At 73.7% G+C, this 24,664-nt stretch carries 22 protein-coding genes; 11 read left to right on the top strand and 11 right to left on the bottom strand.

All coding sequences use genetic code 11. The annotated features are described in order from the left end of the window. The first annotated feature begins 77 nt into the window (after positions 1-77). Positions 78-1,568: an FUSC family protein gene (locus AMK16_RS22655; RefSeq protein WP_073918913.1), complete on the top strand. Its 1,491-nt coding sequence runs from the start codon at positions 78-80 to the stop codon at positions 1,566-1,568. Here AMK16_RS22655 and AMK16_RS22650 read toward each other — a convergent pair. After that, on the bottom strand, positions 1,558-3,858 hold the full coding sequence (locus tag AMK16_RS22650; RefSeq protein WP_073918521.1) for a HelD family protein: 2,301 nt from the start codon (positions 3,856-3,858) through the stop codon (positions 1,558-1,560). The two genes, AMK16_RS22655 and AMK16_RS22650, sit on opposite strands and share 11 nt — an antisense overlap. 354 nt (positions 3,859-4,212) lie before the next feature. Here AMK16_RS22650 and AMK16_RS22645 point away from each other — a divergent pair, with 354 nt between their 5' ends. Next, positions 4,213-5,349 (top strand): nitric oxide synthase oxygenase, encoded by a 1,137-nt coding sequence (locus tag AMK16_RS22645; RefSeq protein ID WP_073918520.1) that lies wholly within the window; start codon positions 4,213-4,215, stop codon positions 5,347-5,349. A gap of 55 nt (positions 5,350-5,404) precedes the next feature. Beyond that, positions 5,405-6,484: a lactonase family protein gene (locus AMK16_RS22640; RefSeq protein WP_073918519.1), complete on the top strand. Its 1,080-nt coding sequence runs from the start codon at positions 5,405-5,407 to the stop codon at positions 6,482-6,484. 75 nt (positions 6,485-6,559) lie between these two features. On the opposite strand, the gene AMK16_RS22635 is transcribed toward AMK16_RS22640, so the two are convergent. The 3 genes from AMK16_RS22635 to AMK16_RS22625 form a co-directional block, all read right to left on the bottom strand. Next, positions 6,560-7,474, bottom strand: a complete 915-nt coding sequence (locus tag AMK16_RS22635) for a sirohydrochlorin chelatase (RefSeq protein ID WP_073918518.1) — start codon at positions 7,472-7,474, stop codon at positions 6,560-6,562. Between the two features lie 96 nt (positions 7,475-7,570). Further along, positions 7,571-8,257: a uracil-DNA glycosylase gene (locus AMK16_RS22630; protein ID WP_073918517.1), complete on the bottom strand. Its 687-nt coding sequence runs from the start codon at positions 8,255-8,257 to the stop codon at positions 7,571-7,573. A gap of 11 nt (positions 8,258-8,268) precedes the next feature. After that, positions 8,269-9,360 (bottom strand): WD40/YVTN/BNR-like repeat-containing protein, encoded by a 1,092-nt coding sequence (locus AMK16_RS22625; RefSeq protein ID WP_073918516.1) that lies wholly within the window; start codon positions 9,358-9,360, stop codon positions 8,269-8,271. Between the two features lie 225 nt (positions 9,361-9,585). Between AMK16_RS22625 and AMK16_RS22620 the strand changes: the two genes are divergently transcribed. The 3 genes from AMK16_RS22620 to AMK16_RS22610 all read left to right on the top strand — a co-directional run bounded on the left by AMK16_RS22620 (position 9,586) and on the right by AMK16_RS22610 (position 12,584). Next, positions 9,586-10,923 (top strand): wax ester/triacylglycerol synthase family O-acyltransferase, encoded by a 1,338-nt coding sequence (locus AMK16_RS22620; RefSeq protein ID WP_073918515.1) that lies wholly within the window; start codon positions 9,586-9,588, stop codon positions 10,921-10,923. Positions 10,924-11,003: 80 nt separating this feature from the next. Then, positions 11,004-12,104 carry an NADH:flavin oxidoreductase/NADH oxidase gene (locus AMK16_RS22615; protein WP_073918514.1) on the top strand — a complete coding sequence of 367 codons (1,101 nt, stop codon included), beginning with the start codon at positions 11,004-11,006 and terminating at the stop codon, positions 12,102-12,104. 117 nt (positions 12,105-12,221) lie between these two features. After that, the gene (locus AMK16_RS22610) at positions 12,222-12,584 is read left to right on the top strand and encodes an ArsR/SmtB family transcription factor (RefSeq protein ID WP_073918513.1); all 363 of its coding nucleotides are present in this window, start codon (positions 12,222-12,224) and stop codon (positions 12,582-12,584) included. 45 nt (positions 12,585-12,629) lie between these two features. On the opposite strand, the gene AMK16_RS22605 is transcribed toward AMK16_RS22610, so the two are convergent. Together AMK16_RS22605 and AMK16_RS22600 are read right to left on the bottom strand one after the other, a co-directional pair. Further along, positions 12,630-13,994 (bottom strand): FAD-dependent oxidoreductase, encoded by a 1,365-nt coding sequence (locus tag AMK16_RS22605; protein WP_073918512.1) that lies wholly within the window; start codon positions 13,992-13,994, stop codon positions 12,630-12,632. A 52-nt stretch (positions 13,995-14,046) separates the two neighbouring features. Further along, a complete protein-coding gene (locus AMK16_RS22600) occupies positions 14,047-14,712 on the bottom strand; it encodes a DUF305 domain-containing protein (RefSeq protein ID WP_073918511.1) in 666 nt (221 codons plus the stop codon). Between the two features lie 88 nt (positions 14,713-14,800). On the opposite strand from AMK16_RS22600, the gene AMK16_RS22595 reads away from it, so the two are divergent. Then, positions 14,801-16,285, top strand: a complete 1,485-nt coding sequence (locus AMK16_RS22595; RefSeq protein WP_242438842.1) for an LVIVD repeat-containing protein — start codon at positions 14,801-14,803, stop codon at positions 16,283-16,285. Here AMK16_RS22595 and AMK16_RS22590 read toward each other — a convergent pair. The 4 genes from AMK16_RS22590 to AMK16_RS22575 form a co-directional block, all read right to left on the bottom strand. Then, positions 16,282-16,920 carry a TetR/AcrR family transcriptional regulator gene (locus AMK16_RS22590; protein ID WP_073918509.1) on the bottom strand — a complete coding sequence of 213 codons (639 nt, stop codon included), beginning with the start codon at positions 16,918-16,920 and terminating at the stop codon, positions 16,282-16,284. The two genes, AMK16_RS22595 and AMK16_RS22590, sit on opposite strands and share 4 nt — an antisense overlap. A 153-nt stretch (positions 16,921-17,073) precedes the next feature. After that, the gene (locus tag AMK16_RS22585; protein WP_073918508.1) at positions 17,074-17,727 is read right to left on the bottom strand and encodes a phosphatase PAP2 family protein; all 654 of its coding nucleotides are present in this window, start codon (positions 17,725-17,727) and stop codon (positions 17,074-17,076) included. Between the two features lie 194 nt (positions 17,728-17,921). Then, positions 17,922-18,860 (bottom strand): M56 family metallopeptidase, encoded by a 939-nt coding sequence (locus tag AMK16_RS22580; RefSeq protein WP_073918506.1) that lies wholly within the window; start codon positions 18,858-18,860, stop codon positions 17,922-17,924. Positions 18,861-18,941: 81 nt separating this feature from the next. After that, on the bottom strand, positions 18,942-19,493 hold the full coding sequence (locus AMK16_RS22575; RefSeq protein WP_242438841.1) for a DUF5134 domain-containing protein: 552 nt from the start codon (positions 19,491-19,493) through the stop codon (positions 18,942-18,944). A 127-nt stretch (positions 19,494-19,620) separates the two neighbouring features. On the opposite strand from AMK16_RS22575, the gene AMK16_RS22570 reads away from it, so the two are divergent. Continuing rightward, complete coding sequence (locus AMK16_RS22570) at positions 19,621-20,160, top strand: GNAT family N-acetyltransferase (protein ID WP_073918505.1); 540 nt, start codon at positions 19,621-19,623, stop codon at positions 20,158-20,160. A gap of 28 nt (positions 20,161-20,188) precedes the next feature. On the opposite strand, the gene AMK16_RS22565 is transcribed toward AMK16_RS22570, so the two are convergent. Continuing rightward, the gene (locus AMK16_RS22565) at positions 20,189-20,881 is read right to left on the bottom strand and encodes a glycerophosphodiester phosphodiesterase (protein ID WP_073918503.1); all 693 of its coding nucleotides are present in this window, start codon (positions 20,879-20,881) and stop codon (positions 20,189-20,191) included. Between the two features lie 503 nt (positions 20,882-21,384). Here AMK16_RS22565 and AMK16_RS22560 point away from each other — a divergent pair. Genes AMK16_RS22560 through AMK16_RS22550 form a run of 3 tightly spaced genes read left to right on the top strand, consistent with a single transcriptional unit; the run spans position 21,385 to position 24,661 of the window. Next, the gene (locus tag AMK16_RS22560; protein ID WP_073918502.1) at positions 21,385-22,800 is read left to right on the top strand and encodes a DUF6421 family protein; all 1,416 of its coding nucleotides are present in this window, start codon (positions 21,385-21,387) and stop codon (positions 22,798-22,800) included. A gap of 26 nt (positions 22,801-22,826) precedes the next feature. Continuing rightward, a complete protein-coding gene (locus AMK16_RS22555) occupies positions 22,827-23,588 on the top strand; it encodes an SDR family NAD(P)-dependent oxidoreductase (protein ID WP_073918500.1) in 762 nt (253 codons plus the stop codon). After that, on the top strand, positions 23,567-24,661 hold the full coding sequence (locus AMK16_RS22550; protein WP_443333595.1) for a threonine aldolase family protein: 1,095 nt from the start codon (positions 23,567-23,569) through the stop codon (positions 24,659-24,661). The genes AMK16_RS22555 and AMK16_RS22550 overlap by 22 nt, the downstream gene beginning before the upstream one ends. Positions 24,662-24,664 lie beyond the last annotated feature (3 nt).

Below are 24,664 nucleotides of genomic sequence, written 5' to 3'. Positions count from 1 at the left end.
TGCCACCCACCACCCCCGGGCGGCCGCCGGGCCGGCGCGCACCACTGCAAGGGGGGCGGCACACCGCCGTGAAGAAGATGTTCGTAGCTCCGGACCCTGGGCGCATGAGACTGAGGAACTCGGCCCGTGCCGTCGTCGGCGTCGCCGCCGCCGTGGCCCTCGCCGAGCTGTGCGGGCTCTCCCGGACCGCATCGATCACCGGGGGACTGGCGGCCCTGCTCGCCCTGTTCACCGTGCTGGACGCGAGCCTGCCCGCCCAGCGCGTCACCACCGCCCTGCTGCCCGTCGCCGGCTTCCCGGTACTGGCCCTGGCCACCACCCTGCACGGGGTCCCGCTCGCGCGGGACGCCGCCTTCCTCGCCGTCGTGTTCGCCGGGGTCCACGCCCGCCGCTGGGGACCCCGCGGGCACGCCCTCGGGGTCTTCGGCTTCATGATGTTCTTCGTCACGCAGTTCCTGCACGCCGTGCCCGGACAACTGCCCGGGCTCTACGCCGCCGTCGCACTGGCGCTCCTCGCCGCCGGGGCCGTCCGGTTCGCCCTGTGGCCCATCGAGCGGCGCACCCCGCCCGCCGCCGCCCCGCCCGGGCTGCCCGGCACCGGCCTCGCCAGGCCCACCACCCGCCAGGCCTTCCAGGCCACCGCGGCCTGCGCCTTCGCCCTCGCCATCGGCCAGGCCCTGTCCGAGGACCGCTGGTACTGGGCCGTCGGCACCGCCTGGTGGATCTTCGTCAACACCACCTCCCGCGGCGAGACCCTCGTACGGGGCTTCCGCCGGGTCGTGGGCACCGTCACGGGCATCGCCGCCGGACTGCTGATCGCCGTACCGCTGCACGGCGCGCCCCTCCCCACCGCCGCACTCGTCGCCGTCTGCGTCTTCGGGATCTTCTACACCGCCGCCCCCTCGTACTCCTGGATGATGTTCTTCGTCACCGTCATGGCCGGACTGCTCTACGGGCTCCTCGGCGTCCTGCACCCCGGACTGCTGCTCCTGCGCTTCCAGGAGACCGCCATCGGCGCGCTCGGCGCCGCCCTCGCCGTCGTGACCGTCCTCCCGGTGACCACCCACGCCGCCAACGAAGCCTGGATCCAGCGCGCCCTGACGTGCGTCCGCGCCGCCACCGCGGCCTCCCGGGACCGCCTCGCCGGGGACCCCGACGCCGACCCCGCCCCGCACGCCGCCGAGCTCGAACTGCTGCTCGCCCGCGTACGGACGGCCCTGGCGCCCCTCGTGCACCCGCTGAGCCCGCTGCGCGCCCGCAAGGCCCGCGCCCGTCAGGTCCTCGCGCTCCTCGACGACTGCGCGCGGCAGGTGCGCGGTCTGGTCGCCGTCGCCGCCGACCCCCAGGCCTCCCACGACGCACGGCTCGCCGCCGCCTGCCGACGCGTCGAGGTGGCGGTGGAAGCCCTCACCACCCCCAGGAGCACGCCGCAGCCCTTCGTGCCGGCGCCGGCCCCCGCCCCCGCGGAACCGGCCCTGGCCCACCTGCACGACCTGGAACACGCGCTCGTCGCCCTCGCGGCCCCCCTGCACAGCGACCCGCGGGCGCCCCTCGTCATCACCGCCTGAGCAGCAGCCCGTCCGCCGCCCGCCCCAGCCCCGCCGGAAGCCGCCCGGCGCTGTGCACCACCCCGAGCCTCTGGGTGGCCCGCGTCAGCGCCACGTACAGGTCGCTGGGCTGGAGGCCGGCCGGCTCCGCCACGATCACCGTGTCGAACTCCAGCCCCTTGGCCTGGCGCGGATCGAGCAGGACGACCTCCCGGCCCAGGTCCGGCTCCGCACCGGCCCGCACGCCGGGCAGCACGGCCGCCAGCGCGGGGTGCAGCTCCCGCGGCGCGATGACCGCGAGCCGCCCCTCGGCCGGCACCTCCCGCGCGACGGCCTCCCCGACCGCCCGCGCCACGTCCCCGGCCGCCAGCACCCACGGCCGCACGCCCGTGCTCCGCACCGAGCTGGGCGGTTCGAAGCCGGGGTCGCGGGAGCGCAGCACGGCCGCCGCCACCTCCATGATCTCCGCGGGCGTACGGTAGTTGACCCCCAGCCGGACCAGCTCCCAGCGGCCGCCCACATACGGCTCCAGGATCCGCTCCCACGATCCGCAGCCCGCCTCGTCGGCGGTCTGGGCGGGATCGCCGACCAGGGTCATGGACCGGGTCGGGCAGCGGCGCATCAACAGGCGCCATGCCATCTCCGACAGCTCCTGCGCCTCGTCCACGATCACGTGGCCGAAGGCCCAGGTGCGGTCGGCCGCGGCCCGCTCGGCGGCGCTGCGGTGGTCGGCCTCCTCCTGGCGCTCGGCCATCCGCTCGGCGTCGATGAGGTCGTGCGCCGCCAGGAACTCGCTCTCCTCGTCCTCGAACTCGTAGGACTGCGAACCCTGTGACAGGTCCAGCACCCCCTGCGCGTACGCCACGCGCCGCCGGCGCTCCCGCTCCTCGACGGCGCGCCGCACGCTGTCGTCCTCGCCGAGCAGCTCCGCCGCCTCGTCCAGCAGCGGCACGTCGGCCGGGGTCCAGTCGGGGCGCGCCGAAGGCCCGCGCCGGATCAGCTCCGCCTCGTGCGGGGGCAGGTGCGAGGGCTCCGCCAGGAAGTCGGCGACGAGCCGCTCGGCGGTGAGCACGGGCCACAGCGAGTCGATCGCCTCGTGCACGGCCGGGCTCGTCGCGATCTCCTTGCCGAGCTGGGCGACGTCGTCCGGGCCGAGGAGGTTCGGCCCGCCGTACGGGTCGGCCCCCAGCCGGTCGGCGAGCTGCGCCGTCAGCCCGTCGATGATCCGGAAGGCGAAGGAGGGCCGTGCCTGGTTGTGCGGCAGTCCGGTGGCCCGGGCCCGGTCGCGCGCCTCGTACGCCAGCGTGCGGTCCAGCAGCAGCGTGCCGTAGTCGTCGTGGTCGATCTCCAGCGCGGCCTCGGGGAGCGTGTCGTACTCCTCGCCGGTGCCCGGCGGCACGGTCTGCGGCAGGCGCTGCCGGTCGGCGACGACCTTCGCCAGCACGTGCGCCATCGAGGCCCGGCCCTTGACCGCGGCCGCCCCGGGGCGGTCGGTCCCGGTCGCGTGGACACCGGGGAACAGCTCGCCCGGGGTGGCGAGCAGGACGCCCGTCTCGCCCAGCGCCGGGAGCACCTCGCCGATGTAGCCGAGGAAGGCCGGACCCGGCCCGACGATCAGTACGCCGCGCCGGGCGAGCTGCTCGCGGTGGGCGTAGAGCAGGTAGGCCGCGCGGTGCAGGGCGACCGCGGTCTTGCCGGTGCCGGGGCCGCCCTCGACGACGAGCACCCCCCGGTGCGGGGAGCGGATCACCCGGTCCTGTTCGGCCTGGATGGTGCGCACGATGTCGTGCATCCGGCCCGTCCGGGCAGCGTCCAGCGCGGCGAGCAGCACGGCGTCCGCGTCGGCCCCCTCGTGCCCGGTCCGCTCCGCGTCACTCAGGTCGAGGATCTCGTCGTGCAGCGCGGTGACCAGGCGGCCCCGGCTGCTGATGTGCCGACGGCGCCGCAATCCCATGGGAGTGTGGCCGGTCGCGAGGTAGAAGGGGCGGGCCACGTCCGCGCGCCAGTCCACGACCAGAGGGGTGCGCTCGGCGTCGGCCGCGCGGATGCCGATGCGGCCGATGTGGTGGTCGCGGCCGTCGGAGAACTCCAGGCGGCCGAAGCACAGGCCGTTCTCGCCCGTATTCAGCGCGGAGAGAAGATTGGACTGTTCGGCGACGACGACGTCGCGCTCCAGCCGTGCCTGAAAGCCGGTCCCGACCTCGCGCAGGGCTTCCTTCACTGCACGTTCGGCCTGGTCGCGCAGGTGGTCGAGGCGCACATAGAGGTCCGTGACGAATTGCTGCTCATTCCGGAATTCCTCGGTTGACAATTGCACTCCAGCCGCTGTACTATGTCGTCATAAGCTTCTTCACGAGTTCGGTTGAAAATGAAGTCGTGAACTGTTGAATATACGCTCTCCTCTCCCTCGGCAGCTAATTCCGCCGGGGGATTTTTGCGTCCCCGCGGAGCCCGCGACCACCACGCGCGCCTCCAGTCGGCCGCGGATGATACGCCTGTGCCGGGGCTGTTCGCGGCCATATCGGTGAAGACCACTCGGAAGGGTGTTCGGCAGTTGCCGGCCGCACGGTATGGGCCTGCGGCATGTACAACGGGTGATTGTCCCCTGTGCGTGCCGTCGGCACGTACAGGGTGCGTCTGCCCGGACAGGGGGTAATCGCCCGGAATGGAAATCCTTCGACAGCGCTCGACCTCCGCTCAAGTGTGGGAAGCGGCCGAGGAGTTCGTCCGGCTCTTCCACAGGGAGAACCAGGACGCGGGTGATCCCCGCCCCCGGCTCGCCGCCGTACGGGCCGAGCTGGCGGAGACCGGCACCTACCGGCACACTCCCGCCGAGCTGGTCCACGGAGCGCGCGTGGCCTGGCGCAACAGCAACCGCTGTATAGGCAGGCTCTACTGGAACTCCCTGCGCGTGCGCGACCGGCGCCAGCTCACCGAGGCCGACGCGATAGCCGCCGAGTGTTTCGACCACCTGCGCGAGGCGACGGGCGGCGGCCGGGTCCGGCCCACCATCACGGTGTTCGCGCCGGACGCCCCGGGCCGCCCCGGACCGCTGATCTGGAGCGAGCAGCTCGTCCGCTACGCCGGCTACGGGGACCACCACTCCGTCACGGTCGGCGACGCCCGCAACGCGCCCCTCACCGAGGCCCTGCTCCGGCTCGGCTGGCCCGGCGGTGCGGGCACCCCCTTCGACCTCCTGCCGCTCGTGGTCCAGGGTGTCGACGACAAACCCCGCTGGTTCGACACCCCCGCCGACGCCGTCATGGAAGTCCCGATCCGCCACCCCGACGACCCCGGCTGGGAGCAGTGGGGCCTGCGCTGGCACGCCGTGCCCGCCATCTCCAACATGTGCCTGGAGATCGGCGGCATCCACTACCCCGCCGCCCCCTTCAACGGCTGGTACATGGGCACCGAGATAGGTGCCCGCAACCTCGCCGACACCGACCGGTACAACCTGCTGCCCGCTGTCGCCCGCCGCCTCGGGCTGGACACCTCCAGCGACCGCTCGCTCTGGAAGGACCGGGCACTGGTCGAACTCAACCGGGCGGTCCTGCACTCCTTCGACCGCGCCGGCGTCACCATCGCCGACCACCACACCGAATCCCGGCGCTTCCTCTCGCACATGGACCGCGAGGAGCGCAAGGGCCGCGAGGTGGGCGCCGAGTGGTCCTGGATCGTGCCGCCGATCTCCGGCTCCGCCACCCCGGTCTTCCACCGCACCTACGAGGACCGGCCGAGCAGCACGACGTACGTCCACCACTGCGGGGCACAGGAGCGGGCCCAGGGGCGCGACTTGGTCTAGACCTTCTGTTACCGTCGGCTCCGAACGGATCCGGAACGGCGGAAAGGGCATCGGCGTGGGCGGCGCGCACAGTACGGACCACAGCGGCGGACGCCGGGCCTACATCGGCTCGTTCACCTCGGGGGGCGGCCGCGGTATCACCACCGCGGCCGTGGATCCGCTCACCGGCGCGCTGACCCCGCTGTCGGCCACCGGCGCCCTCCCGGACCCCTCGTACCTGGCCTTCGCCCGGGACACCGGCGTGCTCTACGCGGTGAGCGAGACGGAGCACGGCGCCGTGGCCGCCTTCACGCCCACCGCCGACGGTCTCGCTCCCCTCGGGGCCCCCGTCCCCGTCGCGGCTTCGGGGCCCACCCACCTCGGCCTCGCAGGAGGCCTGTTGCTCACCGCCAACTACACCTCCGGCAGCGTCAGCAGCCTTCCGCTCGCCGCCGACGGCAGCCCGGCCGGGCCCGTCCGCGTCCTCGCCCACCGGGGTTCGGGCCCCGACGCCGAACGGCAGGAGCGGCCCCACGCCCACCAGGTGCTGCCCGACCCCAGCGGCCGCTGGGTGCTGGTCGTGGACCTCGGCACCGACTCCGTACGGGTCTGCGCGGCCGATCCGGCCACCGGGGAACTGCACCCGCACTCGCAGACGCCCCTGCGGCCGGGGGCCGGACCGCGCCACCTCGCCTTCCACCCGGACGGCGAGGTCGTCTACGTCCTGCACGAGCTGGAGCCGCAGCTGACCGTCTGCCGCTGGAGCGCCTCGTCCGGGCGACTGCGGCCGGTCCGGGAGGTGCCGGTCACCTCCGAGGGAGCTCCAGGGGCCGCGCGGGCCTACCCCTCGGCGGTCGTCGTCTCGCCCGACGGGCGGTTCGTCTGGGCCGCGATCCGCGGCCGCGACACCATCGCCACCCTGTCGCTGGCCGCGGGAGCCGGACAACCGCAGCTCACCGGCGTCGCGGACTGCGGCGGCAGCTGGCCGCGCGATCTCGCGGCCGATCCGGAGGGGCGGCGGCTGTACGCGGCCAACGAGCGCTCGGGGGACGTGACCTGGTTCGACGTCGACCCACTGACCGGCCATCCCCGCCGGGCCGGTTCGATGGCCGTACCCGCGGCCACCTGCGTCGTCTTCGGGACCGCGCGCGACTGAGCCCCACGACCCACCCGTATGACGTGAGGGGCCCCCGCAGCGACGGCGGGGGCCCCTCACGTCATACGGCAACGGTCACTGCGCGGCGGCGCCCTGGCTGATCCCGAGGGCCGCCGAGTACTGCGCGACCGCGAGCTTGCCGAGCGCCGGGTAGGCACCCAGCACCTCGGCGCTGGCGCAGTCCGCTTCCTTGCAGGCGGTGTCCAGGAGCCCCTCGGCCGCCTCCGGGCCGATCACGTACGGGGCGAGCGCGAGCTGGGTGGAGCCCTCGCGGCGCAGCTGCTCGGCGACGGCGGCCACCGAGCCCTCCTGGTCGAGGGCGGCCGCCTTGACGGGCACCGCGAGCCGGGCGGCGAGCAGCATGCCGGTGATCCCGGCGGCCTGCACGGCCTCTTCGCCGCCGGTGGTGGCCAGGACGATGCCGTCGGCGGCCGTGGTCACGGTGAAGAGCCGGGCGCGGTCCGCGCGGGCCAGGCCCGCCTCGGACAGCCGCACGTGCAGGCCCTCGGCGAGCAGCGGGTGCGGGCCGAGCACGTCGGCCAGCTCGGCGGCGGCCGAGGAGTCCATCAGGGCCTGGCGGACCCGGCGCAGCAGGTCGCCGTCCGGACCGGCCAGCAGCGGGACGACCACGGCGTCCGGGCCGGTCGGCGCGGGCACCTCGTGGCCGGCGGCGCGGGCGAACTCCGCGCGCGCGGCACGGTCCGCCGCGACGGCGGTCAGTACTCCGGACAGCGACGGGAAGTCGGAGGCGTCGTCACCGTCGAGGAAGCCGATGCGGGCATCGAGGCCCGGCAGCTCGGAACGGCCGATGCTGATGATCTCTTCCGCGAGCCCTCGCGAGACGGCCGAGGGAGCACCGGGCACGGCGAGCACCAGCGCGGGCGCGCCCTCGGGCGCCGCCGCGGGCTCGGGCCGGCGGTGCCGTCCGGTCTGGCGGGGTCGCGGCATTCGTACGGGCAGGCCATTTGCGGGCCCAGTGGGGGAGCTCATGGCGCCGCATGCTACTGGCTTATCGGAACCGGGTGTTCGGGCAGGGCCATCTCCGGCGGCATCTGTCCGTATTTATCCGGTGAATGTCAGATACGATCAACTGACAGAGGGCAAGCGCCAGTCGACGGGCTGTGAACCCTGGCCCTTGAGCAGCTCGTTCGTCCGGCTGAACGGCCTGGAGCCGAAGAACCCGTAATCGGCCGACTTGGGGGAGGGGTGCGAGGACTCCACCACCGGCAGCTCGCCGAGCAGGGGCCGCAGATTGCGGGCCGCCCGGCCCCAGAGGATGGAGACCAGCGGCTTGCCGCGCGCGGCCAGCGCCCGGATGGCCTGGTCGGTGACGGCCTCCCAGCCCTTGCCCTGGTGGGCGTTGGACCGCCGGGGCGCGGTGGTCAGCGAGCGGTTGAGCAGCAGTACGCCCTGCCGGGTCCACGGTGTGAGGTCGCCGTTCGCGGGCCGGCCCGTACCGAGGTCCCGGTGCAGTTCCAGGAAGATGTTGTCGAGACTCGGCGGCACCGGCCGCACGTCGGGGGCCACCGAGAACGACAGGCCCACCGCGTGCCCCGGGGTGGGGTAGGGGTCCTGGCCGACGATCAGGACCTTCACCTCGTCGAAGGGCTGCTGGAAGGCGCGCAGCACATTGGCCCCGGCCGGGACGTAGGTCCTGCCCGCCGCGATCTCGGCGCGCAGGAAGTCGCCCATCGCGGCGATCTTGCCGGCCACGGGTTCAAGAGCCCGGGCCCAGCCCGGCTCGACGATCTCGTTCAACGGTCGTGCTGCCACGGTGGATCACTCTACTGGCCGATCGTCGCCGCCCGCACGCACAGGACGTCCGGCAGGTGCTCGGCCAGCAGTTGCCAGCTGTCGCCGTCGTCGTGGCTGGCGTACAGCTCGCCGTTGCGGTTGCCGAAGTAGATGCCCGCCGGGTCCGCGTCGTCCGTGCACAGCGCGTCGCGCAGCACCGTGCCGTAGTGGTCGTCGGCGGGCAGGCCCCGCGACAGCGGTTCCCAGTGGGCGCCCGCGTCCGTGGTGCGAAAGACGCGGCACCGGTGCTCGGCCGGCACCCGGTCGCAGTCCGCGTTCAGCGGGAAGACGTAGGCGGTACCCGGCCGGTGCGGATGGGCGGCGACCGCGAAGCCGAAGTCGGAGGGCAGGCCCTTGCCGATGTCGGTCCAGTGGGAGCCCGCATCGTCGCTGCGGTAGACGCCCCAGTGGTTCTGCAGGTACAGCCGCTCCGCGCTCCCCGCGTCCCGGGCGATCTTGTGCACGCACTGGCCGAACTCGGGGTGCGGGTCGGGCAGGAAGACCGCCGACACGCCGTCGTTGGCCGGTTCCCAGCAGGCCCCGCCGTCCTCGGTCCGGAACACCCCGGCGGTGGAGACGGCCACCGTCACGCGGTCCGCGTCGCGCGGATCGGTGATCACCGTGTGCAGTCCCTCGCCCCCGCCGCCCGGCACCCACTTGTCCCGGCTCGGGTGCTCCCACAGCGGGCGGACCAGCTCGAAGGACTCGCCGCGGTCCACCGACCGGAACAGCGCGGCCGGCTCGGTACCCGCGTACACCACGTCCGGGGCCTCGGGTCCGGCCGGCTGCAGCTGCCAGACCCGCTCCAGCGAGGCACCGGTGTCCTTGGGGAACCGCACGGCGGCCGCGGCGGGCTCCCGCCAGGTCGCGCCGAGGTCGTCGGAGCTGAAGACGGAGGGCCCCCAGTGCGAGCTGTCCCCGGCGACCAGCAGGCGGGGCGCCGGCCCCCGCCGGTCGACGGCGACCGCGTAGACGGCCTGGGCGTTGAAATGGGGGCCGTCCAGCTCCCATGGGCCTTCACCCCGGCGCCGGCCGATGAAGAGCCCCTTGCGGGTACCCACGAGCAGCAGTACATCGGCCATGGCCGGCACCTCCGGACTTCGTCGTCCCTGCGATCCGCTGTCCGGCAAGTGTGCACCCGACCGCCGACAGGGGCCCGGCAGCCGGGCGGGACGCTGAACAGCTGATTGATGCCGATCATTCACAGGCAGGAAATGGTTGTTGCTTGCGTGCGGGTGTCCGCAATGGTTTGACTTCAGACCTGGTTCGCTTTCCAGACCCCTGCCGTCGCACGCGTTAGGACATACGTGGCCACTGAGCGCCTGTCCCCGCTCGACCTCGCCTTCTGGCGGATCGAATCCGCCAGCCACCCCATGCACCTCGGTGCGCTCGCCGTCTTCCGGGCCGCCGGTCCCGGCGCGGCCGAGCACGCCGCCGAGCTGCTCACGGCCCGCTGCGCCGGCGTGCCGGGCCTGCGCCGCCGGATCCGGGACGTGCTGCTGCCCGTCGGCGCTGCCGCCTGGTCCCCGGACCCGCACTTCGACCCCGCCCGCCACGTGTCCCTCGCACGCACCGGGCCGCCGGGCGGCGGCCCCTGGGACCCCGCCGGCGCCGCGGGAGCGCTGATGGCAAGACCCCTGGACCGGAACCTGCCGCCCTGGGAGGCGCACGTACTGGCGGGCCCGGATGCGGAGTCCTTCGCGGTGCTGTTCAAGTTCCACCACGCCCTCGCCGACGGCCTGGGGGCGCTCGCCCTGGCCGCGGCGCTGTTCGACGAGGGGTCCGCCCCGAGACCGCCCGCGCCCCCGCTCCCCCCGCCCCGGCCCGGACCCCTCCTCGGCCGACTCCCCGGAGTCCTCGCGGCCCGGGTCCAGGACGTCGGCCAGGCCCTGGAGATCGGCGCCGCCGTGGCCCGCGCGGGGCTGCCGCTCGGAGTGCCGACCGCCCTCACCGCCCAGGGCCCCGGCCCCGCGGTCCGCACGGTCGCCGGCCTCGCCCTCGACCTGGACGAGGTCAACCTGGTCCGCAAGGCCGCCGGCGGCACCGTGAACGACGTGCTCATCTCCGTGGTCGCCGGTGCCCTGCGCCGCTGGATGCAGGGCCGCGGCGATCCCGCGCCCCGCGGACCGGGCCCGCGCGCCCTGATCCCGGTGTCCCGCCGGCGCCGGCCCGGCGCCGGCGGGGGCAACCGGCTCTCCGGCTACCTGCTCCGGCTTCCGCTCGCCGAGCGCGACCCCCTGCTGCGCCTGGACCGGGTGCGGGCCGCCATGGACCGCAACAAGGACGCCGGGCCCGCCCGCGGCGCCGGGGCCGTCGCCCTGCTCGCCGACCACGTCCACCCCCTCGGCCACCGGCTCGGCGGCCCGCTCGTGGCCCAGGCGGCCCGGCTGCTCTTCGACATCCTGGTCACCAGCGTCCCGCTGCCCGGTTTCACCTTCTCCCTCGGCGGGAGCCGGGTCGCCGAGGTCTATCCGCTCGCTCCGCTGGCCCGCGGCCAGTCCCTGGCCGTCGCGGTCTCCACGTACAAGGGGACGGTCCACTACGGGCTCGTCGCCGACGCCGACGCCGCCGCCGTCCCGGACCTGCCCGCGCTGGCCGCGGCCCTGCGGGCGGAACTCGACGCTCTTGTACGAGAGGTCTCGTAGTACGAGGGTTTTCGTAGTACGGTGACTCTCGTACTTGGTCGCCGGTCCCCGGCGCGCCCGGAGACATCTGGAGAGCCCTCATGAGTGCTGCCCCCGCGGGTTTCGCCGCCCTGTTCGCCCCCTACACGCTTCGCTCGGTCACCGTGCCGAACCGCGTGTGGATGGCCGCGATGTGCCAGTACAGCGCCGAGGCCGTCGGCCCGGACGCCGGCGTGGCGCAGGACTGGCACTTCGCGCACTACGCCGCCCGCGCCGTCGGCGGCGCCGGCCTGATCATCCAGGAGGCCACGGCCGTCTCCCCGGAGGGCCGGATCTCCCCCTACGACCTCGGCATCTGGAACGACACCCAGGTCGAGGCGCTGCGCAGGATCACCTCCTTCGTCAAGGCGCAGGGCGTCGTCCCCGGCATCCAGATCGCCCACGCCGGCCGCAAGGCCTCCACCGACCGGACCTGGACGGGCGGAGCCCCCCTCGGCCCCGGGGAACACGGCTGGCAGCCGGTCGCCCCGAGCGCCGTGCCCTTCGCCGAGGGGCACCCGCTGCCCCACGAGCTGACGGTCGACGAGATCCACGCGATCACCGCCCGGTTCGCGGCCGCCACCGAGCGCGCGCTCACCGCCGGCTACGAGGTCGTCGAGATCCACGGCGCCCACGGCTACCTCATCGGAGAATTCCTCTCCCCGCACAGCAACAAGCGCACCGACGAGTACGGCGGCTCCTTCGAGAACCGCACCCGCTTCGCCCTGGAGGTCGTGGACGCCGTACGCGCGGTGTGGCCCCGGGAACTCCCGCTGTTCTTCCGGATCTCCGCCACGGACTGGCTGGAGGAGGACGGCTGGACCGGTGACGAGACCGTCAGGCTGGCCCGGCTGCTCCAGGAGCACGGAGTGGACCTCCTCGACGTCTCGACCGGTGGCCTCGCGCCCGGGGTGAAGATCCCCGTCGGTCCCGGCTACCAGGTGCCCTTCGCGGCCAGGGTCAAGGCGGAGACCAGCCTGCCCGTGGCGGCCGTCGGCCTGATCACCGAGCCGGAGCAGGCCGAGAAGATCCTGGCCAACGGCGAGGCCGACGCGGTCCTGCTGGGCCGTGAGCTGCTGCGCGAGCCGTACTGGGCCCGCCGCGCGGCCGCCGAACTCGGCGCCGAGGTCCGCACCCCCGCTCCCTACCACCGGTCCTGGTGAGCCGGTGCGGCCCCGGCGTCCCCGCGCCGGGGCCCGGGCCGCACCGCGCGTCCACGGCTCCTACGACGACTCTCGTACGATGGGAGCCGCACCGATCCGAGTGAGTGGAGCAGGGACATGACGGAACGTGACGCGGCCCGCGCCCTCGCCCACCCCGGGGCCGACGGGATCCGGCTGGAGGGCGTGCTGCACGCGCTCTCCGATCCGGTCAGGCTCTCCATCGTCCGGGACCTGGCCGGCCAGGGCGCGGAGCTGGCCTGCTCGCACTTCGACCTGCCGGTCACCAAGTCCACGACCACGCACCACTTCCGGGTGCTGCGGGAGAGCGGCGTGGTGCGCCAGACCTATCGCGGCACCACCAAGCTCAACGCCCTGCGCCGCGAGGAACTGGAGCGGCTCTTCCCCGGACTGCTCGACGCCGTCCTGACGGCGGCCGCCGCCGAACAGTCCCGTCTGACGCCGCTCCCGACCCGGCACTGAGAGGCCCCGGCCGCGCCCCTGCCGCTCCCGCCCCCGGTCATAGCACTAGGCGCCGGAGTGGCCGGCCGCGGTCAGCAGGCCCTGCCAGTCGGGGATCTTCACCGAGCCGCGGCCCAGTGAGCGCCCCAGCGCGGCCTCCGCCGCCTCGATGGCCGTCCAGCCCGGCCACTCCACCGGCCGCAGGCCCGCCGCGCGCAGCGCCTCCAGCGGGTCGCCGGGCAGCTCGCGCCGGGTCAGCGCCCCCGCGTCCTGGAGCAGCGAGGACGCGGTCTCCTTGGCGCAGGGCCGGTTCGTGCCGATCACCCCGGTCGGGCCCCGTTTGATCCAGCCCGCCACGTACTCGCCGACCGAGGCCCTGCCCGCGCGCACCACGCGGCCGCCCGCGTGCGGGACCGTGCCGCGCACCGGGTCGAAGGGCAGGCCCGCCAGGGGCACGCCCAGGTACCCCACCGAGCGCAGCACCAGGCGCGCCCCGATGTCCTCGTACGCGCCCGTCCCCGTCACCCCGCCCCGGCCGTCGGGGGCGGTCCGCTCGAAGCGCACGGCCCTCACCCGGCCGTCGGGACCGCCCAGCACCTCCACCGGGCGCAGGTAGAACCGCAGGTCGATGCGGCGCGGTCCGTCGCCCGGCCCCCGCTGCGCCCAGCCGCGCAGCACTTCCAGGTTGCGCCGGGCCACGGCGGGCAGGGCGGCGGCCGCGGCCGGATCGGTGTAGGCCGGGTCCAGGGCCGCCTCGGCCCCGTCCACCACGGCGTCCACGCCCGGCAGCGTGCCCAGCTCCCGCAGCTCCTTGGTGGTGAACCTGGCCTGCGAGGGGCCGCGCCGGGCCACCATCGACACCCGGCGCACCCCGCTGTCCGCCAGCGCGCCGAGCGCCCGCTGGGGCATGTCCGTCGGCGCCAGTTCCGTCCGGCCCCGCGCCAGGATCCGTGTCACGTCCACCGCGACGTTGCCCGCGCCGATCACCACGGCCCGATCCGCCCCCGGCAGGGCGAAGACCTCGCCGACGGCATCCGGGTGCCCGCTGTACCACGAGACGAAGGCCGTGGCGGAGTGCACCCCGGCCAGTTCCTCGCCGGGGATCCCCAGCAACCGGTCCCGCGCCGCGCCCACGCAGTACACCACCGCGTGGTAGAGCTCCAGCAGCCGCCGGGTGGGCAGCAGTTCCCCGCCGACCTCGACATTGCCGAGGAAGCGGATCCGCTCGTCCTCCAGCACGCTGCGCAGACTGCCCTGCAGCGACTTGATCTTCTCGTGGTCGGGGGCGACGCCGTAGCGCACGAGTCCGTACGGAGCGGGCAGGCGGTCCAGTACGTCGACCCGCACGCCGGGCACCTCGCGCTGCTGGACCAGGGTCTGGGCGGTGTAGACCCCGCTGGGGCCCGATCCGACCACGGCGATTCGAAGCACGGCGCAGCTCCTCCCGCAGGTGCTCCCAGCATGACACCGGGCCCCCGGGCCGTCAGCCCATCGCGCGCATCCGGTGGATCTCGGCGCTCTGCGTGGCCACCACCTCGTTGGCCATCTCCTCGACCGCCGGATCGTTGCCCCCGGCCAGGGCCTCGGCGGCCATCTTCAGGGCGCCCTCGTGGTGGGCGGTCATCAGCTTCAGGAAGAGCCGGTCGAAGTCGGCCCCCCGGGCCGCGGTCAGTTCCGCCAGCTGCTGCTGCGTCGCCATGCCCGGCATCGCGCCGTGCTCGTGTGCGGGGCCGGGCGCGCCGGCGGCCGCCGAGGGGGCGGGATGGCGGGCCGACCACTTCTCCATCGCCGCGATCTCGGGCTTCTGGGCGGCCGTGATCCGCTCCGCCAGCCGTTTGACCCCGTCCGCCGCGGCCCGGTCGGGCGCCAGGGCGGCCATCGACAGCGCCTGCCGGTGGTGTTCGATCATGCGCAGCACGTAGGCGTGGTCGGCGGCGTTCGGGCTGTCGTCGGGCTTTTCCCTCGCGGCCTGTTCCGGTGTGAGGACGCGCGCCTTCTCGCCCGGTCTGCCCGGGGCGACCACCGAGGTCCCGCCGTCTTCGGCCCGGTTCGTCCCGTCGCTGTCCTGGCAGCCGCCGAGTGTCAAGAGGAGCCCGGCGGCCACGGCCGCTCCGGCGAATCGGCCGAGTAACCCTTTTGCCATGTCCATGGAAAGGAAGATACTGCCGGGGTCCTGGTTTCCGTTCCCACCCCGAGCGGAACCGATCGGACTCCCATGGGAGGGCACAGTGACCTCGATGCACACCACGAGAGTGCGGAACAGGGGAGTGGGAGCGGCCGTCGCGGCGGCCGGGCTCCTCGCCACACTCCTGGCAGCCGGACCCGCACACGCCACACCGGATCCCGGTGACTTATCGCCCGCCGCCGGCGGCAGCCGCAACGCGGGCCCCGTCCAGGGAAGGGAGCTCGCCGCCGGTGAGATCCCCGGCCAGGACGAGGTCGTGCACAGCGCCAACATCACGCCCCTGGCCAACGTCCCCAGCGCGGACCCCACCGTCATCAACTCCGACCTGGCCTTCCAGGGCAGGTACGCCTACGCGGGCAACTACAACGGCTTCACGATCTACGACATCGGCGACCCGAAGGCGCCCAAGACCGTCACCCGGGTGCTCTGCCCCGGCGGCCAGAACGACATCTCCGTCGACGGCGACCTGCTCTTCCTCTCCACGGACTCCTCCCGCAGCGACGACTCCTGCAACAGCGTCTCGCAGCCGGCGACCGAGAAGTCCTCGTGGGAGGGCATCAAGATCTTCGACATCAAGGACAAGAAGAACCCCAAGTACATCAAGTCCGTCGAGACCAACTGCGGCTCCCACACCCACACCCTGGTCCCGGGCGCCCGCGACATCTACCTCTACGTCGCCTCCTACTCCCCGAACGAGGCCTTCCCCGACTGCAAGCCGCCGCACGACGGCATTTCGGTGGTGAAGGTCCCGAGGAAGGCGCCCAAGCAGGCCGCGGTCGTCGCCTTCCCCGTCCTCTTCCCCGACGGCGGCAACCCGGGCGGGCCGGTCAACCCGGGTGTCTCCGCGACCACCGGCTGCCACGACATCACCGTGCTGCCGTCGAAGGACCTGGCCGCAGGCGCCTGCATGGGTGACGGCATCCTCTTCGACATCAGCAAGCCCGAGCAGCCGCGCGTCATCGACCGGGTGCAGGACAACGTCAACTTCGCGTTCTGGCACTCGGCCACCTTCAACGAGCAGGCCGACAAGGTGGTGTTCACCGACGAACTCGGCGGCGGTGGCAGCGCCACCTGCAACGAGGCCACCGGACCCAGCCGCGGCGCCGACGGCATCTACGACATCACCGGACGCGGCGACCAGCGCAAGCTCGTCTTCCGCAGCTACTTCAAGATCCCGCGCCACCAGGCCGACACCGAGAACTGCGTGGCCCACAACGGCTCCCTGATCCCGGTCGGCAGCGGCCGCGACATCATGGTGCAGGCCTGGTACCAGGGCGGTGTCTCCGTCTGGGAGTTCACCGACTCCTCCCGGCCCCGGGAGATCGGCTACTTCGAACGCGGCCCGCTCACCACGGACAAGCTCGGACTCGGCGGGTCGTGGTCGGCCTACTACTACAACGGGCACGTCTACTCGAACGACATCACCAAGGGACTCGACGTCCTGCGGATCGACGACTGGCGCACCGCCCCCGCGAAGTGGGTGTGGATGGACCGGCTCAACGTCCAGAGCCAGCCCGACTACCGCCGGCACTCCTAGGGGTGCGAGGGGGACGTTCCGCCGGGCGGCCCGCCGGCCGGCGGAACGCCGAGCTCCCAGTCCAGCCCGTAGCGCTGGAACAGCTCGGCCCGCAGCCGGGTCGCGGGCATGGGCGCCCCCGGCAGCAGGACCGCCACCACCGCGCCCATCAACAGCGCCCGCAGCAGCGGGTAGTCCACATCCACGTCGGACGAGCCGTACCGCGTGACGGTGTCCCGCAACAGCTCGGCGAGCCGCCGCTGTTCGGGGCACTGCACGAAGCCCTCCGCGGTGAGGATGCCCGCCATGTGCGTGCGCATCAGCAGCGGCTCGTCCCGGGCCAGTCCGAGGATCGCGTCGATGGCCCGGGCGAGCCGCTCCGCGCCCGCGCTCTCCCCGCAGGGCAGCGGCTCCCGCTCCAGCGCGGCCTGGAGGGTCAGGTGCATCAGCCGGTGCACCGCGGACTGGAGGAGGTGCCGTTTGCCCGGGAAGTAGTACGAGACCAGGCCGCGCGCGGCGCCCGCCCGGTCGGCGATGTCCCCGAGCGTCGTCGCCTCGTAGCCCCGTTCCGCGACGAGTTCGACGGCGGCCTGGAGCAGCCGCTCGCGGGAACGTCTGCGCAATTCTTCATTGACCGATGCGCTGCGCGGGGACATGCTTACTCCTGCGTTGACTGGCTCTGAGCCAATATTCTCAGCGCGGTCGCCTGCTCTGGGTGACACGGGGGATCGCCCAGAGCAGGCACACGCATGCGCCCGCTCGAACCGGCCATGCAGCGCCCGCCGGGGCACCGGCAGGGGAACGGACACTCAGCGCTCCGGGCCGGCCGCACCCGGACCGCGGCCCCGGTCCGCCGCGGACACGGACAGGGCGACGAGAGCGCCGCCCAGCAGCCACCCGCCGAGGACGTCCGAAGGCCAGTGCACGCCGAGGTAGGCCCGGGTGAAGCCGACCCCGAGCACCGAGAGCGCCGCCGCGGCCCAGGCGCCGCCGACGGCCCACCTGGGAGTGCCGGCGGGGAGCAGCCACAGCAACAGTCCGCACACCACCGTCGCCGTCATGGCATGACCCGAGGGATAGGCCGCGTAGTGCGCCGAGTCCACGGGATCCGCCCAGACCGGCCGCTCCCGTCCCACCAGCGACTTCAGCCCCTGCTGCAGCACCGAGGCGGTCAGGGTCACCGCCGCCACGACGAGCGCCCGCCGGCGCCGGCCGCGCCACCAGAGCAGGACGCAGGCCGCGGCGGCCAGGGCCCGCATGGTCCAGGGGTCCCACACCCAGTCGGACAGCACCCGCATCGTGTGGGTGACCCCGGGATGCGCGACGGCGTGGCCGTGCAGGTCCCGGGCCGCCCGGGCGTCGTAGGAGACGAGCGGCCGCCACCCCGTCGCCACCAGCGCCGTCAGGACCGCCACGAGGAGCGCACAGCCGATCCCCGCCCACCGCAAGCGATCAGTCCGCATGGCCGGATCCTCGCACCGGGGCGCACCCGGCCCGCGCCGGACGCGCCAGCCGGAGACGCTTCAGCCGCGGACGCGCCGGCCGCGGGCGCCCCGGCCGGAGACGCCCCGGCCGCGGACGCGGCTCGACCGGGCAGACCTCCCCGGCCCGTGTCCGGAGCAACGTCCTCAGGACGAGGGCGCCGGGAAGACGCGGCTCAGGCGAGGGCGCTCAGCCCCGGGACCACGGCCACCAGCACGGGTACCGCCGGGACCAGCGTGGCGAGCGCCGTCAGCCGGAGCCTGCGCGCCGCCGACAGCCGGGGTGCGGCGGACAGCAGCCGCCGTACCCGCTGCGGGACGTGCGCCTGCGGCGTCGCGCAGGGACCGAAGACCCCCCGGTCCTCGTTCAGTCCGACCAGGGCCAGTGCGATGGTCAGCCGCCCGTACCGGCGCGAGGCCACGTCGTCGGCGGCCAGCTCCACCAGCCGGTGCATTTCCGCCTCGAAGGCCGCGAAGACCGGCACCTGCGGGAAGCCCCGGGCCAGCGCCCGCGAGCAGTGCAGCAGCCAGTCGTGCCGGGCGGCCGCATGACCCTGTTCGTGGGCCATGACCGCATCGAGCTGGCTCCCCTTGAGCCGGCCCAGCGCCGCCGTCGTCACCACGAGCTGCGGGGCGGGCCCCGGCAGCCACCAGGCGTCCGGCCGCGGCCCCTCCAGCACGACGAGCCGGGGGCCCGCGGGGTCCTCACCGGGCAGCAGCGGGGACCGCACCAGCAGGTCGCTCCCCTGGGCGCGCCGCAGGGCCCGGGCCCGGCGCACCTCGCGGGCCAGCATCGCCGCGGTCCACAGCGCGCCGCCCGCCAGCACGAGCGCGGTGCCGGCGGCCCAGGGACCGCCGGCGGCGCCCAGTCCGTAGGCGTCGACGACGCCGCGCGGGGCGGCGGCGAAGAGCCGCCCGCGCACCGCCTGCCAGGCGGCCGCGGCGCTCAGCAGCATCGACAGTCCCAGGCACAGGAGCACCGCGCCGACCACGCACTGCCACACCCACAGGGCGACGACCGGTTCACGCTCGGGCCAGCGGGCCAGGGCCAGCAGGCGGGGAGCGAGCAGCGCGGTCAGGGCGCCGAGCAGCAGCAGTGCGGCGGGGACCATCATGGCCGCCAGCCTATGAGCGCGGGACTACCTGCGGGTACGGGCCCGGAGGATTGGTGACGCAGGACACGTCCGGGGGCGTGGTCACATCGCGATCAGCATGGCCAACATGCCGATCCCCATGGCCAGTCGGCAGGCCCGGGTCAGCTCGGCCGCCTTGGGGGAGCCGGGCGGGGGGCCGCCCGCCCCGACGCCGGCGGGGGCGGCCCGGCCCGCGCCCACCAGCCGGGCGCCGCCCAGCAGGACGTACCCGGCGAAGTACAGCAGCAGCGCCCCGGTGACCAGCGGCAGTCCCGCGCCGTGGCCGTGCCCGGAGGCCGTCGTCAGCGCCATGTAGGCCATGGCCAGCGAACCGACCAGGTGGTGCGCGTGGTGGTGTCCGCCGCGCAGCAGCCACAGTGCGTGCAGGGCCGCACCGCAGAAGAGCGCCCCCAGCACCGGCGCCCGCCAGCCCCCACCGGCCCCCAGGGGCACGGCCATCAGCGCCATGCCGAACCCCATCACCGCCTCCCCGGCGGCGCCGCCGCCGCCCGATCTGCGGACCTGTCCCAGGCAGTACGCCCCGCTCACCGCGCACAGCAGGACGAGCAGCCAGGAGGAGACGGAGGCGGAAGGGGACAGGGCGGAACCGTGCACGGCACACTCCCGGTTCGTCGGCGTCACGGAAGAGATGCCCGTCCCGGACGGCCCGCACGCCGCCCGGGTAGGCTCTGGCGAGCCGTACCGGGCACGTCGTGTGCCACCGCGCAGAACGGAGCCGCCGATGACGACCGCCAACCCCGCAGCCCTGAGTTACCGCGACGCCGGGGCCGCGGACGTGACGGAGCTGGTGGCCCTCGTCGAGTCGGCGTACCGCGGTGATGCCAGCCGCGCCGGCTGGACCACGGAGGCGGACTACCTCGGCGGGCAGCGCACGGACGCGGACGGGGTCCGCGCGATCGTCGAGAGCCCCGACAGCCTGCTGGTGGTCGTCGAGCGGGCGGGCGGGATCGTGGCCTGCTGCCAGCTCGAACACCGCGGGGACCACGCCTACTTCGGCATGTTCGCGGTCCGCCCCGGGCTGCAGGGCGGGGGCCTCGGCAAGGAGGTCCTCGCCGAGGCCGAGCGCCGCGCCCGCGAGACGTGGGGCGCCAAGGAGATGCGGATGACGGTGGTGAACGTGCGGGAGGAGCTCATCGCCTACTACGTGCGGCGGGGCTACCGGCGCACCGGCGAGCTGAGCCCCTTCCCCTACGGCGACGAGCGTTTCGGGGTCCCGCTCCGCGACGACCTGGCCTTCGAGCTGCTGGTCAAGGCGCTCTGAAGCCGTTCCGGGGGCGGGGCCGGCGCCGTCAGGCGGTGAAGCGGCCCGTGCTGCGGATCTCGGGGAGGCCGGTGGCGGCGCCGTCGAGCCCGAGCGCCCGCGCGAGCCGCAGCTGATCCAGGGTGTCGACCGTCCAGGCGGTCACCCGCAGCCCGGCCGCGTGCGCCGCCTCCACCGTTTCCAGGGTGAGCCGCCGGATGTCCAGGGCGATCGTCGCCGCGCCCGCGGCCAGGGCCCGGGCCACGACGTCCTCGGCCCGCTCGCCGGGAGACAGGGCGTGGAGCACGGTCCGTACGCCCGGCACCAGGCGCGCCGCCTCCACGAGCAGGGCGTCCCGCGGGGAGGCCACCTCGACCCGGGCGGTCAGGTCGCGGCGCAGGATCAGCTCCGCGAGCACGGCGGCGGTGTCCCGGTCGCGCACCGCGACCTGCAGGGGAGTGCGGACCGCTGCCAGGACGTCCTCGAAGAGCGGTACGCGCTCGCCCTGGCCGGCGTCCAGGGCGCGCAGCTCGGCCGTGGTCAGGTCGGCGACGGCTCCCGAGCCGTCGGTGGTCCGGTCCACTTCGGGATCGTGCAGGGCGACGAGTGCGCCGTCCTTGGTCAGCCGCAGGTCCAGAGCGATGACGTCCATGCCGGAACGCTCCGCGCGGACGAAGGACCGCAGGGTGTTCTCCGGTTCGGCACCCATGACCCCGCGGTGACCGATGGTGAGGAAAGTCAAGGTTCTCTCGCTTCCGTCGACGGCGGCTCCCCGCGCGGTCGCGGTGTCCCGACCGGCCGCGCGCGATGAGCTCGCATGCTAGTGCGCCGACGCTGCGAAGGGACCGCCCGTGCAGGGCCCCGGAAGGGGCCGGTGGCCGCTTCCCGCCAGGGCCGTGCCCGGTGGCGCGGCCGGTGGCGGCCCCGTCGCGTCACCCGGGCGTGGGCGCGTCCCCGCCGGCTTGACGCATCACGCTCCCGGTGGCCCGGCGGGGCCGCGCGAGCGCCCGGAACGGCCGGGCGGGTCTCGGGATCTCCACTCGGTCGGAGCAACCGCCGGACCGCCGCCGGGGGGCCGGGGGCCTTGCGGCGATTGGGCGGAACGCTCCCTTCCATGCTGAAGAACGGGAAGACTTTCGGTGAGGCGGGGGGTGATGCAGGATAATTTCCTGAGTTCCCTCTTGAGTGGGAGAGCCTCGCCGTTTACGCTGCCTTGACGTGAGGTTCTCCTGTGGAGGAAGTGACATGACGGAAACTCTTGTGCCGGGTGTCGGCGGAGCCGCGATAACCGCCGGGGCGCGGGTGGTCGACCACCCTGCGTGGCCCGAGCTCAAGGCCGCCGTGGAGGAGATCCGCCCCTGGCAGTCCAAGGACGGCTCGATCGACTTCGAGGCCGAGGGCGCGCCCGCCCGGGCCGCGGCCGAGGCCGCCGTCGAGCGCGTGGCCGGCGCCGTCGAGGCGCTGTCGCCGCTGCTCCCGCACGCCGCCGCCTACCACCGGGCGCTCGTCGCGGACCTGCGCAAGTGGGCCGCAGACGGCTTCCGCGTGCCGGACTTCCTCGACTCCCTGCTGGCCTTCCACCCGGCCGCCGGGCGCGCCGACGGGCTCCAGCACCTGGTCGTCTTCCCGATGTACACGCAGAACGGCAACCCGGACCGCAACCTGGAAGCCGTCGTGCTCAAGATGGTGTGGCCCGAGTGGCTCGCCGAGCTGGAGCGCACCCGGTACGACAACCCGCTCTTCCTCGGCATCACCTTCGAGGACTTCACCCCGGGCTACGACACCCACTCGGCCGTGCTCTTCCCGGAGACCATCGCCGTGCGCGAAGCCCCCGAGCGCTTCACCTGGGGCGGCATCTTCTGCGACCGCGAGGCCGCCCGCTACCGCAAGGTCACCGCGGCCGCCGTGGACATCCTGGGCATCGAGCTGCCCGAGGACATCGCCGTCATGGTCCAGGACCAGGAGCGCTGCGAGAAGGCCTTCGTCCTGTGGGACATGGTCCACGACCGCACCCACAGCCACGGCGACCTGCCGTTCGACCCCTTCATGATCAAGCAGCGCCAGCCGTTCTGGATGTACGGCCTGGAGGAGCTGCGCTGCGACCTCACCGCCTTCAAGGAGGCCGTGAAGCTGGAGTCCGAGGGCAACGAGCACGGCCGCGACGTGCAGTACGCCGTGCTCTTCGACCGGATGTTCCGCTTCCCGGTCTCCGGCGACCGCAACCGCAACTACGACGGCCTCGGCGGCCAGCTGCTCTTCGCCTACCTCCACAAGCACGACGTCGTGCGCTGGACGGACAACAAGCTGAAGATCGACTGGATGCGCGCCCCGCAGGTCACCAACCAGCTGTGCGCCGAGATCGAAGAGCTCTACCGGGCCGGCATCGACCGCCCCAAGCTCGTCCACTGGTTCAAGGCATACGAGCTCGTCTCCACCTACCTCGCCCCGCACCCGGGGTCCAAGTGGGCCAAGGGACCCGACGCCCTCGACCTGACGCAGCCGCCGCGCAAGCTCGTGGACGACGTGCTTCCGGACGAGTTTCCGCTCAGCATGTTCTATGAGGCCCTCGCCAAGAAGCTCAAGGGCGTGATCGCCTCCGCGAAGGGCATCACCGCCCGCAACGCCACGCCCGCCCAGGACGCAGCGCGGGTCGCCGCGTGAGCGACCGAGCACAGGAGGCTGCACCGATGAACGGCTCCGGGAACGGCAACGGAAAGCTGCACGGAGCGGTGGTGGCGGTGGCCGGGGCCGGTGGCCCCGCCGGCCGCGCCGCCCTGCTCCGCCTCGCCGAGGCGGGAGCCGTGGTCGTGGCGTCCGACGCCGATCCGGCCAGGCTCGCGGAGGCCGTGGACGCGGCGCGCTACGCCCACGGCGGCGCCAGCGTCACGGGTGACACCGTCGACCTGCTCGACCTCGACGCCACCAAGGCCTGGGCCGACCGCACCGAGAAGGAGTTCGGCCGCATCGACGGACTCGTCCACCTCGTCGGCGGCTGGCGCGGCAGCACCTCCTTCACCGACACCGACCTCGCGGACTGGGACTTCCTGGAAAAGCTCCTCATCCGCACCGTCCAGCACACCTCCCTGGCCTTCCACGACGGGCTGCTGCGCAGCGAGCGCGGGCGCTACGTCCTGGTCAGCCAGTCCGGCGCGCACAAGCCGGTCGCCAACAACGCCGCGTACAACGCGGGCAAGGCGGCCGCCGAGGCGTGGACCCTGGCCCTCGCGGACTCCTTCCGCAAGGCGGGGGGTGACGAGGGCCCCGGCGCGGCGGCTGCGATCCTGGTCATCAAGGCACTGGTGCACGACGCGATGCGCGCCGAGCGTCCCAGTGCGAAGTTCGCGGGCTTCACCGACGTCAAGGAGCTGGCCGAGGCCATCGCCGGCGTGTGGGAGCGGCCCGCCATCGATGTGAACGGACAGCGTCTGTGGCTCACTCCACAACCGTGAGGACCGATGCCGGCAAGACCGACGCCCGGCGCCACCACGACCCGTCGGTACGCGGTTTCGCGAGCGACAACTACGCGGGCGTGCACCCCGAGGTCTTGGCGGCCATCGCGCTGGCCAACGAGGGTCACCAGGTCGCGTACGGCGAGGACGAGTACACCGAACACCTGCAGAGGATCTTCCGCAGTCATTTCGGGCCGTACGCGCAGGCCTTCCCGGTCTTCAACGGCACGGGCGCCAACGTCGTCGCCCTGCAGGCCCTGACCGACCGGTGGGGCGCCGTGATCTGCGCCAAGAGCGCCCACATCAACGTGGACGAGGGCGGCGCTCCCGAGCGGATGGCCGGCCTCAAGCTGCTCGCCGTGCCCACCCCCGACGGCAAGCTCACCCCCGAGCTGATCGACCAGGAAGCCTGGGGCTTCGAGGACGAGCACCGGGCGATGCCGCAGGTGGTCTCGATCACGCAGAACACCGAGCTCGGCACGGTCTACACCCCGGACGAGATCAAGGCCATCTGCGACCACGCCCACGGCCTGGGCATGAAGGTGCACCTCGACGGCGCCCGGATAGCCAACGCCGCGGCGGCGCTCGACGTCCCCATGCGCACCTTCACCAACTCGGTCGGCGTGGACGTGCTGTCGTACGGCGGAACCAAGAACGGCATGATGTTCGGCGAGGCCGTGGTGGTGATCAACCCCGACGCGGTCCGGCAGATGAAGCACATCCGCAAGATGTCGATGCAGCTGGCGTCCAAGATGCGCTTCGTCTCGGTGCAGCTGGAGGCGCTGCTCGCCAAGGACCTGTGGCTGCGCAACGCCCGGCACGCCAACGCGATGGCGCAGCGGCTCGCCGCCGGCGTGCGCGAGACGGACGGCGTGGAGATCCTCTACCCGGTGCAGGCGAACGCGGTGTTCGCCAGGCTGCCCCACGAGGTGTCCCGGCGGCTGCAGCGGCGCTACCGCTTCTACTTCTGGGACGAGGCCGCGGGTGACGTCCGCTGGATGTGCGGCTTCGACACCCAGGAGGAAGACGTGGACGGCTTCCTCCAGGCGCTGAAGGAAGAGCTGTCGCGCTGACCT

Origin of the sequence: Streptomyces sp. CB00455, assembly GCF_001905445.1 — a bacterium.
Lineage (GTDB): Bacteria > Actinomycetota > Actinomycetes > Streptomycetales > Streptomycetaceae > Streptomyces.
This window is presented reverse-complemented; position numbering and strand designations above follow the sequence as displayed.

Coding starts and splice junctions, on each gene's coding strand:
- AMK16_RS22600 (WP_073918511.1), bottom strand. CDS start 14,712: ATGGACATGGCAAAAGGGTTACTCGGCCGATTCGCCGGAGCGGCCGTG.
- AMK16_RS22610 (WP_073918513.1), top strand. CDS start 12,222: ATGACGGAACGTGACGCGGCCCGCGCCCTCGCCCACCCCGGGGCCGAC.
- AMK16_RS22625 (WP_073918516.1), bottom strand. CDS start 9,360: ATGGCCGATGTACTGCTGCTCGTGGGTACCCGCAAGGGGCTCTTCATC.
- AMK16_RS22570 (WP_073918505.1), top strand. CDS start 19,621: ATGACGACCGCCAACCCCGCAGCCCTGAGTTACCGCGACGCCGGGGCC.
- AMK16_RS22580 (WP_073918506.1), bottom strand. CDS start 18,860: ATGATGGTCCCCGCCGCACTGCTGCTGCTCGGCGCCCTGACCGCGCTG.
- AMK16_RS22590 (WP_073918509.1), bottom strand. CDS start 16,920: ATGTCCCCGCGCAGCGCATCGGTCAATGAAGAATTGCGCAGACGTTCC.
- AMK16_RS22560 (WP_073918502.1), top strand. CDS start 21,385: ATGACGGAAACTCTTGTGCCGGGTGTCGGCGGAGCCGCGATAACCGCC.
- AMK16_RS22555 (WP_073918500.1), top strand. CDS start 22,827: ATGAACGGCTCCGGGAACGGCAACGGAAAGCTGCACGGAGCGGTGGTG.
- AMK16_RS22655 (WP_073918913.1), top strand. CDS start 78: ATGTTCGTAGCTCCGGACCCTGGGCGCATGAGACTGAGGAACTCGGCC.
- AMK16_RS22645 (WP_073918520.1), top strand. CDS start 4,213: ATGGAAATCCTTCGACAGCGCTCGACCTCCGCTCAAGTGTGGGAAGCG.
- AMK16_RS22635 (WP_073918518.1), bottom strand. CDS start 7,474: ATGAGCTCCCCCACTGGGCCCGCAAATGGCCTGCCCGTACGAATGCCG.
- AMK16_RS22585 (WP_073918508.1), bottom strand. CDS start 17,727: ATGCGGACTGATCGCTTGCGGTGGGCGGGGATCGGCTGTGCGCTCCTC.
- AMK16_RS22595 (WP_242438842.1), top strand. CDS start 14,801: ATGCACACCACGAGAGTGCGGAACAGGGGAGTGGGAGCGGCCGTCGCG.
- AMK16_RS22615 (WP_073918514.1), top strand. CDS start 11,004: ATGAGTGCTGCCCCCGCGGGTTTCGCCGCCCTGTTCGCCCCCTACACG.